Below are 16,846 nucleotides of genomic sequence, written 5' to 3'. Positions count from 1 at the left end.
TTATTAAATTCAGCTTGCTTCGAAATCATAAGAAGTCTGAAACTACTTTCAGGATAGTCTGTTCTATAAAATAGTTTTGAAACTGAAATCTATTCTACTACAAGCTATTGAAAGCGCTTAACAAATGATATATAATAAGCCCATAAGAACAAGAAAGGGAGGAAAGAGGATGCCACAGATCAGCAAAGAAGCCTTGATTGAACAAATCAAAGATGGAATCATTGTCTCTTGCCAGGCACTTCCTCACGAACCGCTTTATACAGAAGCGGGAGGAGTCATTCCCTTGCTAGTCAAAGCGGCTGAGCAAGGTGGAGCAGTCGGTATCCGAGCAAACAGTGTTCGCGATATCAAGGAGATTAAGGAGGTTACGAAACTCCCGATTATCGGGATTATCAAACGTGACTATCCGCCACAGGAGCCTTTCATTACAGCTACGATGAGAGAAGTGGATGAACTGGCTGAACTAGATATTGAGGTCATTGCTCTGGATTGTACCAAACGTGAACGTTACGATGGTTTGGAAATTCAGGACTTTATCCGACAAGTCAAAGAAAAATATCCGCATCAACTCTTAATGGCTGATACTAGCACGTTTGAAGAGGGTATAGCAGCAGTTGAAGCAGGGATTGATTTTGTTGGAACAACCCTATCAGGTTACACCTCTTATAGTCCCAAAGTGGATGGTCCAGACTTTGAACTGATCAAAAAACTTTGTGAAGCAGGGGTGGATGTCATCGCGGAAGGGAAAATTCATACACCAGAACAAGCTAAGCAAATCCTTGAGTATGGGGTGCGAGGTATCGTTGTTGGTGGAGCGATTACTAGACCAAAAGAGATTACGGAACGCTTTGTTGCCGGTCTAAAATAACACAATCTCAAAAAAGAGGAGAGTGGTCGATGCGTCGGATAAAATGAAAACGTATACAAATATAAAGAACTCATTATCCAATATGGATACGCTTATCAATTAGGAGAATACAAATGAAATTTAGAAAACTAGCTTGTACAGTACTTGCGGGTGCTGCGATTCTTGGCCTTGCGGCTTGTGGTAACTCTGGTGGAAGTAAAGATGCTGGAAGCTCTAGTAGCGATAGCGGAAAAACAGAAATCACTTGGTGGGCATTCCCAGTCTTCACACAAGAAAAAACGGGTGACGGTGTTGGAACTTATGAAAAATCAATCATCGAAGCGTTCGAAAAAGCAAATCCAGATGTAAAAGTGAAATTGGAAACCATCGACTTCAAGTCAGGTCCTGAAAAGATTACAACAGCCATCGAAGCGGGAACAGCGCCAGACGTACTTTTTGACGCACCAGGGCGTATCATCCAATACGGTAAAAATGGTAAATTGGCTGAGTTGAACGACCTCTTCACAGACGAATTTGTCAAAGATGTCAACAACGAAAACATCGTACAAGCAAGTAAGGCTGGAGACAAAGCTTACATGTATCCGATCAGTTCAGCTCCATTCTACATGGCTATGAACAAGAAGATGTTGGAAGATGCTGGAGTTGCAAACCTTGTAAAAGAAGGTTGGACAACTGATGACTTTGAAAAAGTTTTGAAAGCGCTTAAAGATAAAGGCTATACACCAGGTTCATTGTTCAGTTCTGGTCAAGGGGGAGACCAAGGAACACGTGCCTTCATCGCAAACCTTTATGGCGGTTCTGTAACAGACAAAGACGTAACCAAATATACAACAGACGATCCTAAATTCGTCAAAGGTCTTGAAAAAGCTGCTAGCTGGATCAAAGACGGTTTGTTGAACAATGGTTCACAATTTGACGGTGGAGCAGACATCCAAAACTTTGCCAACGGTCAAACATCATACACAATCCTTTGGGCACCAGCTCAAAACGGTATCCAAGCGAAACTCTTGGAAGCAAGTAAGGTAGATGTGGTAGAAGTACCATTCCCATCAGACTCTGGTAAACCATCTCTTGAATACCTTGTAAACGGATTTGCAGTATTTAACAACAAAGACGATAAGAAAATCGCAGCAGCTAAGAAATTCGTTCAATTCATCGCAGATGACAAAGAATGGGGTCCTAAAGACGTAGTTCGTACAGGTGCCTTCCCAGTTCGTACTTCATTTGGCAAACTTTATGAAGACAAACGTATGGAAACAATCAGTGGCTGGACTAAATACTACTCACCATACTACAACACTATCGATGGATTTGCTGAAATGAGAACACTTTGGTTCCCAATGTTGCAATCTGTATCAAATGGTGACGAAAAACCAGCGGATGCTTTGAAAGCCTTCACTGAAAAAGCTAACGAAACAATCAAAAAAGCTACAAAACAATAAGCACTAAGTCAGATTGATTCCCCCCTTTTCCCTGTGCACTACGGTGTAAGAAAAGGGGGACTTTTGTTTGAAATGGTAGGAACTGTCACGAAATTAAAATGAAGTTCTTACATAAGCGAATCTTAAAAAATTTCATTTTGGTTTTAAAACAGTTCAAGAAAATCAAAAACTATTCTATTTGAAAGAGAGGTGCCGACTGTGAAAGTCAATAAAATTCGTATGCGGGAAACAGTGATTTCCTACGCTTTCCTAGCACCAGTGTTATTCTTCTTTGTCATCTTTGTCTTGGCTCCTATGATTATGGGATTCATTACAAGTTTCTTTAACTACTCCATGACTAAATTTGAGTTTGTAGGCTTTGACAACTACATTCGCATGTTTAAAGACCCTGTCTTTATGAAGTCTTTGATCAATACCGTTATCCTGGTTATTGGATCTGTTCCGATTGTGGTTCTCTTCTCGCTCTTTGTAGCATCTCAAACCTATCATCAAAATGCCATTGCCCGTTCTTTCTATCGTTTCGTCTTCTTCCTTCCTGTAGTTACAGGTAGTGTTGCCGTAACGGTTGTATGGAAATGGATCTATGACCCACTATCAGGGATTCTAAACTTTGTCCTTAAGTCAAGCCATATCATCAGCCAAAATATTTCTTGGCTGGGTGACAAAAACTGGGCTTTGCTAGCGATTATGATCATCCTTTTGACAACATCTGTTGGTCAACCGATTATTCTTTATATTGCTGCCATGGGAAATATTGATAACTCACTTGTTGAAGCAGCGCGTGTTGACGGTGCGACTGAGTTTCAAGTCTTCTGGAAGATCAAATGGCCTAGCCTTCTTCCAACAACTCTTTACATCGCGATCATCACAACCATCAACTCATTCCAGTGTTTTGCTTTGATTCAGCTCTTGACTTCTGGTGGTCCAAACTATTCAACAAGTACCTTGATGTACTACCTTTACGAAAAAGCCTTCCAATTGACAGAATACGGCTATGCAAATACCATCGGTGTCTTCTTGGCAGTGATGATTGCCATTGTCAGCTTTGCTCAATTCAAGATCCTCGGAAACGACGTAGAATACTAAAGAAAGGAGACAGTTATGCAACCTACACAAAAGAAACCCTTAACAGCTTTCACTGTTATCTCAACGATTATCTTGCTCTTGTTGACCGTACTGTTCATCTTTCCATTCTACTGGATCTTGACAGGGGCCTTCAAATCACAGCCTGATACCATTATGATTCCACCACAATGGTTCCCTAAAATGCCAACCATGGAAAACTTCCAACAACTCATGGTGCAAAACCCTGCTATGCAGTGGATGTGGAACTCTGTATTTATCTCACTGGTAACCATGTTCTTAGTCTGTGCAACCTCTTCTCTAGCAGGTTATGTCTTGGCTAAGAAACGTTTCTATGGTCAACGCATCCTCTTTGCAGTTTTTATCGCTGCCATGGCTCTTCCAAAACAAGTTGTCCTTGTACCATTGGTACGTATCGTCAACTTCATGGGAATTCACGATACTCTTTGGGCAGTTATCTTGCCTTTGATTGGATGGCCATTTGGGGTCTTCCTCATGAAACAGTTCAGCGAAAACATCCCAACAGAATTGCTTGAATCAGCTAAAATCGACGGTTGTGGTGAGATTCGTACCTTCTGGAGCGTAGCCTTCCCTATTGTGAAACCAGGATTTGCAGCTCTTGCGATTTTTACCTTCATCAATACTTGGAACGACTACTTTATGCAGTTGGTTATGTTGACTTCACGTCAAAACTTGACCATCTCACTCGGGGTTGCGACCATGCAGGCCGAAATGGCAACCAACTATGGTTTGATCATGGCAGGTGCAGCTCTTGCAGCCGTGCCAATCGTAACCGTCTTCCTTGTCTTCCAAAAATCCTTCACTCAAGGGATCACTATGGGAGCTGTCAAAGGTTAAGACCTTGCGAAAATCGAATTCAAACTACTTTAGTATCACCTTGCCATACTTAAGTATTGCCTGCGGTTGGCTTCCTAGTTTGTTCTTCGATTTTCATTGAGTATAAGAGAATATAGAGTTATAAGTGTCTACAAAATGGAGAGTGTGCAGTTGCTTCGTGAAGTTTTGTCAGACACTTATAAACTTAAGAATGAACTCTTTTCATGATACTAGTTAGAGTAGGTTCGTTTTATGGCAACTATTTCCCGCTTTAGTGGTATCTAAGATAAGCAATTAACGCTTATCTTAGACGGAATTTTTGAGACTGACGATGAAAGAGCAAAAGGCTCAAAAATTAGGAATTTGCTTCCGTCCGCACTATTACTGGGAAATAGAGAAAGGATAATTCGGAACTGAAAACTAGTAATTATCAGAAACGAAGGAAACAGTATGATTTTTGACGATTTGAAAAACATCGCCTTTTACAAGGGAATCCATCCCAATCTAGATAAGGCTATCGACTATCTCTACCAGCACCGTAAGGATTCTTTCGAACTCGGCAAGTATGAGATTGACGGGGACAAGGTCTTTCTAGTTGTGCAGGAAAATGTCCTCAATCAAGCTGAAAATGATCAATTTGAGCATCATAAGAACTATGCAGACTTGCATTTGCTGGTAGAAGGACATGAATATTCGAGCTACGGTTCACGTATCAAAGATGAGGCAGTAGCATTCGACGAAGCGAGTGACATTGGCTTTGTCCATTGTCATGAAAAATACCCACTCTTGCTGGGTTATCACAATTTTGCGATTTTCTTCCCAGGAGAACCTCACCAGCCAAATGGCTACGCAGGGATGGAAGAAAAGGTTCGCAAGTATCTCTTTAAAATTTTGATTGATTAAAAGAATCAGGAGGAGCAAACATGGCACAAAAAGGAGTAAACCTTATCAAGGCAGCATTTGATACAGATAATTTTCTCATGCGTTTCAGTGAGAAGGTCTTGGATATTGTGACAGTCAATCTTCTTTTTGTCGTCTCTTGTTTGCCCATCGTGACGATTGGAGTGGCGAAAATCAGCCTTTATGAGACCATGTTTGAGATTAAGAGAAGCAGACGGGTACCAGTCTTTAGAACTTATCTAAGAGCTTTCAAGCAAAATCTGAAACTGGGGCTTCAGTTAGGTCTGTTAGAGTTGGGCATTGTGTCATTAAGCCTTCTAGACCTCTATCTCTTCTGGGGTCAGACAGCTTTGCCTTTCCAGATTGTGAAAGCTATTTGTTTGGGGATTCTCATCTTCCTCACTCTGGTGATGCTGGCTAGTTATCCCATTGCTGCGCGCTATGATTTGTCTTGGAAAGAAGTGTTGCAAAAAGGGCTTATCCTAGCAAGTTTTAACTTTCCATGGTTCTTCCTCATGTTAGCCACTCTCTTTCTCATTGTGATGGTTCTTTATCTATCCGCCTTCACTCTCCTTTTGGGTGGGTCAGCCTTTATCCTCTTTGGTTTTGGTTTGCTAGTCTTTCTCCAAGCAGGTTTGATGGAGAAAATCTTCGCCAAATACCAGTAGGATGGCTTGTTTCTGAAACTACTTTCAATCGTTACAGTTTCTAAAATACAAGTAGAAACTAAAATCTAAGTGTATACAAGATATTGAAAGCGATTTTCACAAGGTGTATACTAAACTTGTAAAAATAGAACTGCTCTCAGCAGAAAAAAAGAAATCTTAGGAGAAAATCTATGTCAGATTTGAAAAAATACGAAGGTGTCATTCCAGCCTTCTACGCATGTTATGATGATCAAGGAGAAGTCAGTCCAGAGCGTACGCGCGACTTGGTCCAATACTTCATTGATAAGGGAGTTCAAGGTCTCTATGTCAACGGTTCTTCTGGTGAATGTATCTACCAAAGTGTGGCAGACCGCAAGTTGATTTTGGAAGAAGTCATGGCAGTTGCCAAAGGAAAATTGACTATCATTGCTCACGTTGCTTGCAATAATACAAAGGATAGTATGGAACTTGCTCGCCATGCGGAACGTTTGGGAGTAGATGCTATCGCAACAATCCCACCAATTTACTTCCGCTTGCCTGAGTACTCAGTTGCTAAATACTGGAATGACATTAGTGCTGCAGCACCAAACACAGACTACGTGATTTATAACATTCCTCAATTGGCAGGTGTTGCTTTGACTCCAAGCCTTTATACTGAAATGTTGAAGAATCCACGTGTTATCGGTGTTAAGAACTCTTCTATGCCAGTTCAAGATATCCAAACCTTTGTCAGCCTTGGTGGTGATGATCGCATCGTCTTTAATGGTCCAGACGAACAGTTCCTAGGAGGACGCCTCATGGGTGCTAAGGCTGGTATCGGTGGTACTTATGGTGCGATGCCAGAACTCTTCTTGAAACTCAATGAGTTGATTGCTGAGAAAGACTTGGAGACAGCGCGTGAATTGCAATACGCTATCAATGCAATCATTGGCAAACTCACATCTGCACATGGAAATATGTACGGTGTCATCAAAGAAGTCTTGAAAATCAATGAGGGACTTAACATTGGATCAGTTCGTTCGCCATTGACACCAGTGACTGAAGAAGATCGTCCAGTTGTAGAAGCAGCTGCAGCCTTGATTCGTGAAACCAAGGAGCGCTTCCTCTAATCTATAAGGAGGTAATTATGACACACTACGTTGCAATTGATATCGGTGGAACCAACATCAAATATGGTTTGATCGACCAAGAAGGCCAACTTGTTGAATCGCATGAAATGCCAACTGAGGCGCATAAGGGTGGACCCCATATCTTACAAAAGACAAAAGATATCGTAGCCAGTTATCTAGAAAAAGGCCCAGTAGCAGGTGTTGCCATTTCTTCTGCTGGGATGGTGGATCCAGACAAGGGTGAGATTTTCTATGCCGGACCGCAAATCCCTAACTATGCAGGAACCCAGTTCAAGAAGGAAATCGAGACGAGCTTTGATATTCCTTGTGAGATTGAGAATGATGTCAACTGTGCAGGTCTGGCTGAGGCCGTATCTGGTTCAGGCAAGGGAGCGAGTGTGACACTTTGCTTGACCATTGGAACAGGTATCGGTGGTTGCTTGATTATGGATGGGAAAGTCTTTCATGGATTTAGCAACTCAGCCTGCGAAGTCGGTTATATGCATATGCAGGATGGAGCTTTCCAAGATCTTGCCTCTACGACAGCCTTGGTGGAGTATGTAGCAGCAGCTCATGGAGACTCAGTTGATCAGTGGAATGGCCGACGCATTTTCAAGGAAGCTACTGAAGGAAACAAGATTTGTATGGCTGGTATTGACCGCATGGTAGACTACCTTGGGAAAGGTCTGGCAAATATTTGCTACGTTGCCAATCCAGAAGTGGTCATTCTCGGTGGCGGTATCATGGGGCAAGAAGCTATCCTCAAACCGAAGATTCGCGCAGCCTTGAAGGCCGCCTTGGTACCAAGCCTAGCTGAAAAAACACGATTAGAATTTGCCCATCACCAAAATACAGCAGGGATGTTGGGTGCCTATTATCATTTTATACTCAATGAAAATCAAAGAGCAAAGTAGGAAGCTAGCCGTAGGCAGTACTTGAGTACGGCAAGGTGAAGCTGACGTGGTTTGAATTTGATTTTCGAAGAGTATCAAGACAAAACAATCCTAGTTTGGAGCTATAGAATTAAGAAAAACACTGAATCACTACTTGAGTGAAAACTGTTTTGCTTAATTCTTTTTTTATTGAAAAATTTGAGCCAAAGGAGGTAATCGTGAGAAACTAGGAGAAAATAACTACCTTGCATAAGAAGTTAAGGCGAGAGCAATTCTATCATCCATTTAATTGATATTTAGCTTGACTAAATGGGAAAATGTGGAAAAATGATATAATGAGATGGACGAAAAATTGATAAATTAGAATTTCTAGAGGTGAGAGAAGTGTGGCAACACATCCAACTTAAATCGAAATCATATAAAATTACGAGGAGATTGTAAGATGAGTAATTATATAAAATTAAATGAAGATAGATGGAATAATGTAAAAAACGACTATACTGAGCCATTGACACATGAAGAATTAGAAGAAGCTAGAAAGCATCCAATTTCTGTCGCCTTAACTGTGGGGAAAAAAGTTCCGACAGAATGGTTTGAAAAAGCCAAGGGAAAAAAGATATTAGGGTTAGCTTGTGGTGGTGGCCAGCAGGGTCCCGTTTTTGCTGCAAAAGGTTATGATGTCACCATCATGGATTTTTCTAAATCACAATTAGAAAGAGATGAAATGGTTGCCAAAAGAGAAGGCTTAAAAATCAATACCGTTCAAGGCGATATGACAAAACCATTTCCATTTGAAAATGAAACTTTTGATATTATTTTTAATCCGGTTTCAAATGTATATATAGAAGATTTAGAAAACATGTATCATGTATAAAGAAGCCTCTCGCGTATTGAAAAAGGGTGGACTCTTAATGGTCGGATTTATGAATCCCTGGATCTACATGTATGATGCTGACACTGTATGGGACAAACCCGATGAGGAATTACTTTTAAAGTTTTCAATCCCTTTTAATTCAAGAGAGCTTGAAGAGGAAGGCAAAATCACCATCAATCCAGAATATGGATATGAATTTAGCCATACCTTAGAAAGTCAGATTAGAGGACAACTAAAAAACGGTCTCGCTATGATCGATTTTTATGAATCGTGTGACAAAAGACATCGCTTGTCACGTTATGGAAATGACTACATCGCTACACTTTGCATTAAACTATAATCTTATAGAACATACTTCTGGAGAATAGCTCGTTGTATTTTACGATTAGAATTTGCCCATCACCAAAATACAGCAGGGATGTTGGGAGCCTATTACCATTTCAAGACAAAACAATCCTAGTTTGGTTCAACCAAACTAGGATTTTCTAACGCGTTTTTGTCTACGATAGCCATTGAGTTTTTTATTTTCCCAATAACTATTAAAGATTTTTTCCTTGCTCTCGCGATTGATTTCTAAAAAGTAGGCATAAATCAAATCTATTAAAATGAGCATAGGGAGTTGAGCGGAAATACGCTGGATGTAAGAAGATTGATTATGACTTGCGACAAGGACTGTTTCGGTATAGGCCTGACTGTTTTTGTTTGGAGCGCTGGTAAAGAGAATGGTCTTGGCACCCATTTCCTTGGCATCCAACAAACTATCGAGGACGGATTGGGTAGTGCCTGATAGAGAAAAGCCAAGTACCAGACAGTTTTCATCCATGATACTGGTCGTCCAAGCAAAGCCATCCTGATCGGTCAAAGCTTCGCAGACAACACCTAATCGCATAAAGCGCAATTTCATCTCACGGGCAATCAGACCAGAACTTCCCGTCCCGAAAAAGTAAACTCGTTCAGCGTCATCGATTAATTGGGCAACGCGTTCCAGTTGTTCTTCGTCAATCAAATCCTGAGTTTGTTCTCGCATGATAGTGTAGCTTCGCAAAACACGTTTGGTCAAAGGACTGTGTTTGTGCGAATGAGTGTCCGGTTTACTAGCCTGATGCTGGTATTGAAAGACGAACTCTCGGTAGCCTGTAAAACCACACTTTTTGGCAAAGCGGGTCAAGGCTGCTTGGGAGATATGTAATTTCTGGGTAACTTGCTGAGAAGAGAGATCATCTTGGATTGTTTCAGCTTGCAAAAAATAGCGAGCGATTTCTTGCTCGAGCTCGGTTAATTCTTCAAAATGGAGGTCGATTATGGTTGCGATATCTGGCTTGTTCATGAGGCTCCTTTTTATGAGTCAAAGTCTTAAAAGTTAACGCTTTCCTAACTATCACTATCATTATATCATAGAAAATAGGATAACCAAATAAAAAGGCATTTTCAATTAAAAGTCAAAAAATGCTTCGACTTTTCCAAGAGTTTCTCCGTAAAATATGGTACAATGAAATGTACTGAGCTTCACCTGTTTGCTCTATTATTTTAGGGAAAATAAAGGTGGAAATCGGGAATTTTTCTAGAAAAGAGTCTTAGTTGTATGAGAAAATTTAATAGCCATTCGATTCCGATTCGGCTTAATTTACTATTTGCGATTGTCATCCTGCTCTTTATGGCCATTATTGGTCGATTGTTATACATGCAGGTGCTCAATAAGGATTTTTATGAAACAAAATTGGCCTCAGCCAGCCAAACAAGGGTAACAACTAGTTCAGCTCGTGGACAGATCTATGATGCGGCAGGGAAACCCTTGGTAGAAAACACTGTCAAGCAGGTTGTTTCTTTCACACGAAACAATAAAATGACGGCGGCTGAATTGAAGGAGACAGCCAAGAAACTTCTCACATATGTAAATGTAACCTCCCCTGATCTGACAGATCGACAGATTGCAGACTACTACTTGGCGGACCAGGATATTTACAAAAAAACAGTCGAATCCTTGCCAAGCGATAAACGCCTGGATTCAGATGGGAACCGCTTATCGGAAGCGACACTTTACAATAATGCGGTTGAAAGCATTGACGTGAGTCAACTTAATTATACAGATGACCAGAAAAAGGAAATCTATCTCTTTAGTCAGCTCAATGCTGTTGAAAATTTTGCAACGGGAACCATTTCTACGGATGCCTTAGATGATACCCAAGTTGCTCTCGTTGCATCAGCGTCCAAGGAATTACCAGGTATCAGCATTTCAACCTCATGGGATCGTAAAGTACTGGATACATCTTTATCGACAATCGTCGGTAGCGTTTCAAATGAAAAGTCAGGACTTCCAGCAGAGGAAGTTGATGCCTATCTCAAAAAAGGGTATTCTCTCAATGACCGAGTGGGAACTTCCTATCTTGAAAAGCAATATGAAGATGTTCTTCAAGGCAAACGCTCCGTCAAAGAAATCCACCTCGACAAACACGGAAATATGGAAAGTGTGGAAAATGTCGAAGAAGGAAGTAAAGGAAACAACATCAAGTTAACGATTGACCTAGCTTTCCAGAATGGTGTGGACGACCTACTCAAGAGCTACTTCAACTCAGAGTTGGGTAACGGTGGAGCAAAGTACTCTGAAGGAGTCTACGCTGTAGCTCTTAATCCTAAAACCGGTGCAGTTCTGGCGATGTCGGGTGTCAAGCATGATGTCGAATCCGGTAAATTAAGTTCAGATTCGCTTGGAACAGTAACCGATGTCTTTGTACCCGGTTCGGTCGTTAAGGCGGCGACCATCAGCTCTGGTTGGGAGAATGGAGTCTTATCAGGGAATCAGACCTTGACAGACCAACCGATTGTCTTCCAAGGTTCAGCTCCAATTAATTCTTGGTATACTCAGGCCTACGGTTCATTCCCGATTACAGCTGTGGAAGCCTTGGAGTATTCTTCTAATGCCTACATGGTTCAAACGGCTTTGGGCATTATGGGTCAGACCTATCAACCCAATATGTTTGTTTTAACTAACAATTTAGAATCCGCTATGGGGAAACTTCGTTCGACATTTGCGGAATATGGTCTTGGAGCCTCAACAGGCATTGACCTTCCAGATGAGTCAACTGGTTTTATTCCAAAAGAGTATAATTTCGCTAATTACATTACCAATGCATTTGGTCAGTTTGATAACTACACCCCAATGCAATTGGCCCAGTACGTTGGAACTATTGCCAACAACGGTGTTCGGATTGCACCTCACATTGTCGAGGGGATTTATGGAAACAATGACCAAGGTGGCTTAGGTAGTCTGGTTCAAGAAACAGCCACTAAGGAACTAAACAAGGTCAATATCTCAGAATCAGATATGGCTATCTTGCAGCAAGGTTTCTATCAAGTTTCGCATGGAACGAGTGCTCTGACAACTGGTCGTGCCTTTTCAAATGGCGCAGCCGTTTCCATCAGTGGGAAAACGGGTACTGCCGAAAGTTACGTTAATGGCGGTCAAAAAGCCAACAATACTAACGCAGTCGCCTATGCGCCGACCGAAAATCCTCAAATCGCAGTCGCAGTCGTCTTTCCTCATAACACCAACCTTACAAACGGTGTCGGACCTTCTATTGCACGCGACATTATCAATCTTTATCACCAACACCATCCAATGAATTAGAAAGGAACTTATGCTGTATCCAACACCTATTGCCAAGCTGATTGATAGCTATTCAAAGTTACCAGGTATCGGGATTAAAACGGCTACCCGCCTCGCCTTCTATACCATTGGAATGTCTGATGACGATGTCAATGAATTTGCCAAAAATCTCCTATCTGCCAAGCGGGAATTAACCTATTGTTCCATCTGTGGCCGCCTGACGGATGATGACCCCTGCTCAATCTGTACAGATCCGACTCGAGATCAGACAACCATCTTGGTGCTAGAGGATAGTCGCGATGTGGCTGCTATGGAAAACATCCAAGAATACCACGGACTCTATCATGTCTTGCACGGCCTCATTTCTCCGATGAATGGCATCAGCCCAGACGATATCAACCTCAAGAGTCTCATGACCCGTCTCATGGATAGTGAGGTTTCAGAGGTGATTGTGGCAACCAATGCGACAGCGGATGGGGAAGCGACATCGATGTATCTCTCTCGTTTGCTCAAGCCAGCTGGTATCAAGGTCACTCGCCTAGCACGAGGACTAGCCGTGGGAGCAGATATCGAGTATGCGGACGAAGTCACACTCTTACGAGCCATTGAAAATCGGACAGAGTTGTAGGAGTCAGTAAAAACGTAGCTCATTTTGACACATAAGACAAGCCCTAGGAATTTTTCTAGGGCTTGTCTTTTTCTGTTTCTCACGAGAGGTGAACAAGCCTTGCTAATAAGACTACTCAAACTATAAGGCATCAGAAAACGGGTCTCCAAAATCACTAGTGGCGTCTTTGTCAAACTCATTCACTGAGCGATAGAGTTTACTCTAAGGAGATGAGCTCACTTGCCCTTAGGATTTGTTTTGAAATCGTACTATTTTTGTGTTATGATATGGTCAATATACAATGAATAAAGGGAGTTTGAAGTATGGGTGGAAAGATAAAATCTAGCACGATAGCAGCAGAGGCAGCTATTAATGAATTGGTCGGGTATGACACGAGCAAGAAGCAAAATCAGCAAGTAGAATTTTCATATACTTCTGAAATTGCTGGGATGGAAGCTGGACGTCAGGCCTGCAATCAAATGCTTCAGGCGGTCAGTGATTTCAGCTCGGCTGTTTTGACCCAAGCAAATAAGTTTCCAGAAATTGCTCATAAGATTGAAAAACGCGACGTAGAGCTGGCTAAGAGATGGGAACATTAAAAATGGCAGATAAGAACGAAGAAAAACGCTACAAACTTTGGCGAGAAATTGTCAAGATTGACGATAAAGAAGAAAGTCTTCAGACTCTAAAAAGACAATATGAACAGCAGGTAACTCACTTTCACTCAGAAATCCAGAGTATCCACCATCGTATGGCGACTCTATTAGCTATCTCGCCTAGTTCTCGTCAAGTGATAGAGCAAATCGAAAGTGATAATAGAACCATTCAACGACAGATCAACTCTTATGTAGATGAGGAACTGGATGAATTGGGAAAACAAACGAAGAAGGCTCGTCGGTCTTTCGATGAAGCTAGAGAAGAACTGATATCAGAAAGGAATCGGCTACCATGGGAGTAAAATACAGCGCACAAGAATCCCAAGAATTGATTCAAGCTATGACTAACAATCTCCAGGTCGCAAATGAAGTCACGGACCGCTTATCTAGTGGATGTGACCACCTGATTTCCTCTTTAGACTCAGGTGAGCTGACAGGAGCAGCCTACACAGCTGGGAAGGGTCTTTTTACAGAGATTATCATCCCCAGCATCAAGAAGTTACAAGCAGCGATAGATGATATCCAACTAGAGTTGACCTCCTACAAAAATGCGGATGCTCAGGTCTCTGGATATGGAGATTTGGACATGGACCAGCTCAAGGAACTGAAAAAATTGAGGGAAGAGCAGTTAGCTATCGTAGAAGCTCAGATTCAAGCGAGGGAGAATTGGTTAAATCAAATCAAAGATTTCTTTACACTGAATTGGGGGAAAGCTTTCTCTGAGAAGACCATCCTCTACAATACCAAGTCTCAAATCGAGTCAGGTATTCAGGATTTGGATGACAAGATTGAAAAACTAGAATTTTTTGTCTCAGAGGTTTCCCAGTATTTCAGCGATAGTCTAGAAGTCCTTAGCTTAGCGATTCAAGGAGCTACGCAACTAAGTAAAGTCATTGTCGATAGCGATGGCAACTACTATGCGGACGGTCTGGACATGAGCTGGGTGCAAAAGATGAAGGATGTGAAGATTGTTTCGCATGCAAAAAGAGATTTTCAAGATTCAGAAACTCGTGCAATCAATAAAGCTTCTAGGGATATGATGCTATCGGACGATGGTGATGCCTACTATCGTGCCGAATTAAAGAAGCGCTTAAAAGGCCATGACAAGTCCGAATGGGATAAAATAATTGACGACTACAATCACACTCTTAAGATTGATGAGACAGGGAATATCATTGAAATTCATTCCTTGGAACAAGGCTATGTCGTTTTAAAAAATGGGAAATATGATGCTGACTATACTCATTTGGTTAACAAAAAGCTTGATGAACTAAAAGCCCAAAACTTTGAAGCAAATTCAGTCGAATTTTGGAGTGGAGTAGCTCAAATTTTCTCTGGATTGGGAGTTTACTTTGCGAGTGGAGCCCTAGAAGTCTTGAGTGTAATGGCTGGTCCGCCAACAGCAGGGACAAGTATCGTAGCTGGTACCGCAGCATCTGTAACAGGGGTTCAATATGGGAATGTACTGATAGCTAGTGGAGCAGTAACTAGCTTATCAGCTATCACAAAGACAGCCTTACAAAATGGCGAAATTCAGGTTGATTATTCCAGTAACTATGACAGCTGGAAGGCAAATAAACCGACGAGTAAGTCTTTTGGAAAAAAGATTTCTGGACGAGTTAACGGTAAAAAAGTCGATAATATTCGAGTTGATGCGGAGCCAGATAGTGGGAAAATCCAAGTTCAATCGGGGAGTGGAAAGTCAGGTTATAACCTCGACATAGATATTGAAGCCTCAACTATTTCAAGTAGGCAGGATATTGTAAACTGGGTAAATGAACAATCTGAACTAAATGGACTTGGAAAAGGAGCTAAAGAAGAAGTTATCAAAAATATGTGGAAAGCTTTTAAATACTTGACGCAATAAGGAGTGAACAATGAAATTATATTTAAAAGGTGATTATACAAAAAGAGTACCTTATGGTTATTTAGAACTAGCTGGTAAAATGTGGTTTCCAGAAGATGAGCAAATTTCTTACTCAAATGCTGGGAACAATGATGCATTACAAGAAGATTTTTTCTCAAATTTATCCTTGAGGAAAGGCACTGCCGATAAGAGATGGTCTAGTGTCCCCCTAAAGGAAGGGGTACGAAGACTCTTTTCACATATTAAGGAAAGTATTGAAATTAATTTTGAAGATGCATTTGCTACGGATTATAATGAAAAGGGAGACTATCTCCGTATTTTAACCACCCATCTAGAAGTTTTGACAGTTGATAAACGAGCTATGTACATTATGGCGCTTGAGATTGCAAAGGTGATTGATGGGCAAATTAGCGAGGATAATAAGAAGACATGGCTAACAGTCGAGGAGTTTAGGAAAAAGCACGAGGCTATTCTATCTCTAACTTTTGAAGAAGCAAATGAACTAAGTTTGACTGAAATTCAAACGATGGATGTGGTAGACGACCCTCTTTGGGAGGAAGAAGCCAATCGTCGAAAAGAATATATACTAGCACATGGAGGCGATATCTCAGATTTATGAGACTATATATCAAAAGTGATTTTACGAAAAAAATAGACTTCACAACTAGAGAGCTTGTTTGGAAGATGTGGTTTAAGGAACGGAATGGCAAGAAAATAAGTTTCTCCAATGTTGGTGATGATGCTATGTTACAGGATGATTTCTTTTTTGGAGTTCAATTTGATAAATGGCGATTTAATGATAAACGATGGAATCATATACCATACGATAAGAGCAATCCTTGGACTTCGTTTTCTGATGAAAACATTCAATTGGAATTTGAAAATGATTTTATTACTGATGGGAGAGAACGTGGAGAAAACCTTAGGATTGCTACGACACATACGGATATTTTAACGGTTGATAAACGAGCTATGTATATCATGGCAGTCGAGGTAGCTTCTGCAATTGATGGTCAGATTAGCGAGGAAGACGAGTGAGACTATACATCAAAGGCGATTACACCAAAGAAATTCCATTTGATTACATGGAACTAGCGAAAAGGATGTGGTTTGAGAAAAAAGATGGAATAGAGCCAGATTTATCGTATGCTGGGTATCTAGATTTACCAATCGATAAACTTTCTATTCACTTAGAATTAGACAAGGAAACTCATGATGTTAGATGGAGGAGTGTCCAAATAAAGGAAGGGATAAAATATGATTTTTTATCCCATAAGTCAGAATATATACAGCTAGATTACGAAGATGCAATGATGTCGGATTTTCGTGAGAAAGGTGAATGTTTAAGAATTGCTTCTACCCACCTTGACCTTCTCACTGTTGATAAACGAGCTATGTATATTATGGCCATTGAAATTGCGACTGCTATTGATGGTCAGATTAGCGAAGATGATAAAGA

General features: G+C 41.0%; 16 protein-coding genes and 2 pseudogenes. 17 read left to right on the top strand and 1 reads right to left on the bottom strand.

The genetic code is table 11. The features are described 5' to 3' along the window. Positions 1-169 precede the first annotated feature (169 nt). From GMD5S_RS0205605 to GMD5S_RS10215, 9 genes and pseudogenes are all read left to right on the top strand, one after another. A complete protein-coding gene (locus tag GMD5S_RS0205605; RefSeq protein ID WP_001135658.1) occupies positions 170-868 on the top strand; it encodes an N-acetylmannosamine-6-phosphate 2-epimerase in 699 nt (232 codons plus the stop codon). 113 nt (positions 869-981) lie between these two features. After that, entirely contained in the window at positions 982-2,310 is a 1,329-nt protein-coding gene (locus GMD5S_RS0205600; RefSeq protein WP_000672117.1) for an extracellular solute-binding protein, read from the top strand. Positions 2,311-2,529: 219 nt separating this feature from the next. Further along, on the top strand, positions 2,530-3,396 hold the full coding sequence (locus GMD5S_RS0205595; protein WP_002874780.1) for a carbohydrate ABC transporter permease: 867 nt from the start codon (positions 2,530-2,532) through the stop codon (positions 3,394-3,396). Positions 3,397-3,411: 15 nt separating this feature from the next. Beyond that, the gene (locus tag GMD5S_RS0205590) at positions 3,412-4,251 is read left to right on the top strand and encodes a carbohydrate ABC transporter permease (protein ID WP_001183243.1); all 840 of its coding nucleotides are present in this window, start codon (positions 3,412-3,414) and stop codon (positions 4,249-4,251) included. 429 nt (positions 4,252-4,680) lie between these two features. Then, positions 4,681-5,133 (top strand): YhcH/YjgK/YiaL family protein, encoded by a 453-nt coding sequence (locus tag GMD5S_RS0205585; RefSeq protein ID WP_000575429.1) that lies wholly within the window; start codon positions 4,681-4,683, stop codon positions 5,131-5,133. A 20-nt stretch (positions 5,134-5,153) separates the two neighbouring features. Next, positions 5,154-5,798 (top strand): YesL family protein, encoded by a 645-nt coding sequence (locus GMD5S_RS0205580; RefSeq protein WP_000057468.1) that lies wholly within the window; start codon positions 5,154-5,156, stop codon positions 5,796-5,798. A gap of 170 nt (positions 5,799-5,968) precedes the next feature. Further along, positions 5,969-6,886: a dihydrodipicolinate synthase family protein gene (locus GMD5S_RS0205575; RefSeq protein WP_001281515.1), complete on the top strand. Its 918-nt coding sequence runs from the start codon at positions 5,969-5,971 to the stop codon at positions 6,884-6,886. Between the two features lie 17 nt (positions 6,887-6,903). Then, on the top strand, positions 6,904-7,800 hold the full coding sequence (locus GMD5S_RS0205570) for an ROK family protein (RefSeq protein ID WP_000150249.1): 897 nt from the start codon (positions 6,904-6,906) through the stop codon (positions 7,798-7,800). A 421-nt stretch (positions 7,801-8,221) separates the two neighbouring features. Further along, positions 8,222-8,993 (top strand): annotated as a pseudogene (locus tag GMD5S_RS10215) (class I SAM-dependent methyltransferase). A gap of 135 nt (positions 8,994-9,128) precedes the next feature. Here GMD5S_RS10215 and GMD5S_RS0205560 read toward each other — a convergent pair. Continuing rightward, a complete protein-coding gene (locus GMD5S_RS0205560; protein WP_001039480.1) occupies positions 9,129-9,980 on the bottom strand; it encodes a MurR/RpiR family transcriptional regulator in 852 nt (283 codons plus the stop codon). 255 nt (positions 9,981-10,235) lie between these two features. Here GMD5S_RS0205560 and pbp2b point away from each other — a divergent pair, with 255 nt between their 5' ends. The 8 genes and pseudogenes from pbp2b to GMD5S_RS0205520 all read left to right on the top strand — a co-directional run. Then, positions 10,236-12,278: a penicillin-binding protein PBP2B gene (gene pbp2b, locus GMD5S_RS0205555; protein ID WP_001224836.1), complete on the top strand. Its 2,043-nt coding sequence runs from the start codon at positions 10,236-10,238 to the stop codon at positions 12,276-12,278. Positions 12,279-12,288: 10 nt separating this feature from the next. Beyond that, the gene (gene recR, locus GMD5S_RS0205550; protein WP_000966754.1) at positions 12,289-12,885 is read left to right on the top strand and encodes a recombination mediator RecR; all 597 of its coding nucleotides are present in this window, start codon (positions 12,289-12,291) and stop codon (positions 12,883-12,885) included. 302 nt (positions 12,886-13,187) lie between these two features. Further along, positions 13,188-13,463, top strand: coding sequence for a TIGR04197 family type VII secretion effector (locus GMD5S_RS0205545; RefSeq protein WP_000509001.1), 276 nt, complete (start codon positions 13,188-13,190; stop codon positions 13,461-13,463). Beyond that, positions 13,451-13,822, top strand: coding sequence for a hypothetical protein (locus GMD5S_RS0205540; protein ID WP_227743429.1), 372 nt, complete (start codon positions 13,451-13,453; stop codon positions 13,820-13,822). The genes GMD5S_RS0205545 and GMD5S_RS0205540 overlap by 13 nt, the downstream gene beginning before the upstream one ends. After that, complete coding sequence (locus GMD5S_RS0205535; RefSeq protein ID WP_000538407.1) at positions 13,813-15,387, top strand: virulence protein; 1,575 nt, start codon at positions 13,813-13,815, stop codon at positions 15,385-15,387. Before GMD5S_RS0205540 ends, GMD5S_RS0205535 begins: the two co-directional genes overlap by 10 nt. 10 nt (positions 15,388-15,397) lie before the next feature. Beyond that, the gene (locus GMD5S_RS0205530; protein ID WP_000780960.1) at positions 15,398-16,006 is read left to right on the top strand and encodes a hypothetical protein; all 609 of its coding nucleotides are present in this window, start codon (positions 15,398-15,400) and stop codon (positions 16,004-16,006) included. Next, a pseudogene (locus GMD5S_RS0205525) lies at positions 16,003-16,422 on the top strand (hypothetical protein); the annotation flags it as partial. The gene GMD5S_RS0205530 and the pseudogene GMD5S_RS0205525, both read left to right, overlap by 4 nt. Next, positions 16,422-16,846: hypothetical protein (locus tag GMD5S_RS0205520; protein ID WP_016893736.1), on the top strand; the 425-nt coding region annotated here is incomplete at its 3' end. The pseudogene GMD5S_RS0205525 and the gene GMD5S_RS0205520, both read left to right, overlap by 1 nt.

This window comes from Streptococcus sp. GMD5S (assembly GCF_000298715.2).
Classification (GTDB): Bacteria; Bacillota; Bacilli; order Lactobacillales; family Streptococcaceae; genus Streptococcus.
The sequence above is the reverse complement of the archived record's forward strand: the minus strand, read 5'-3'. Positions and strand labels throughout refer to the sequence as shown.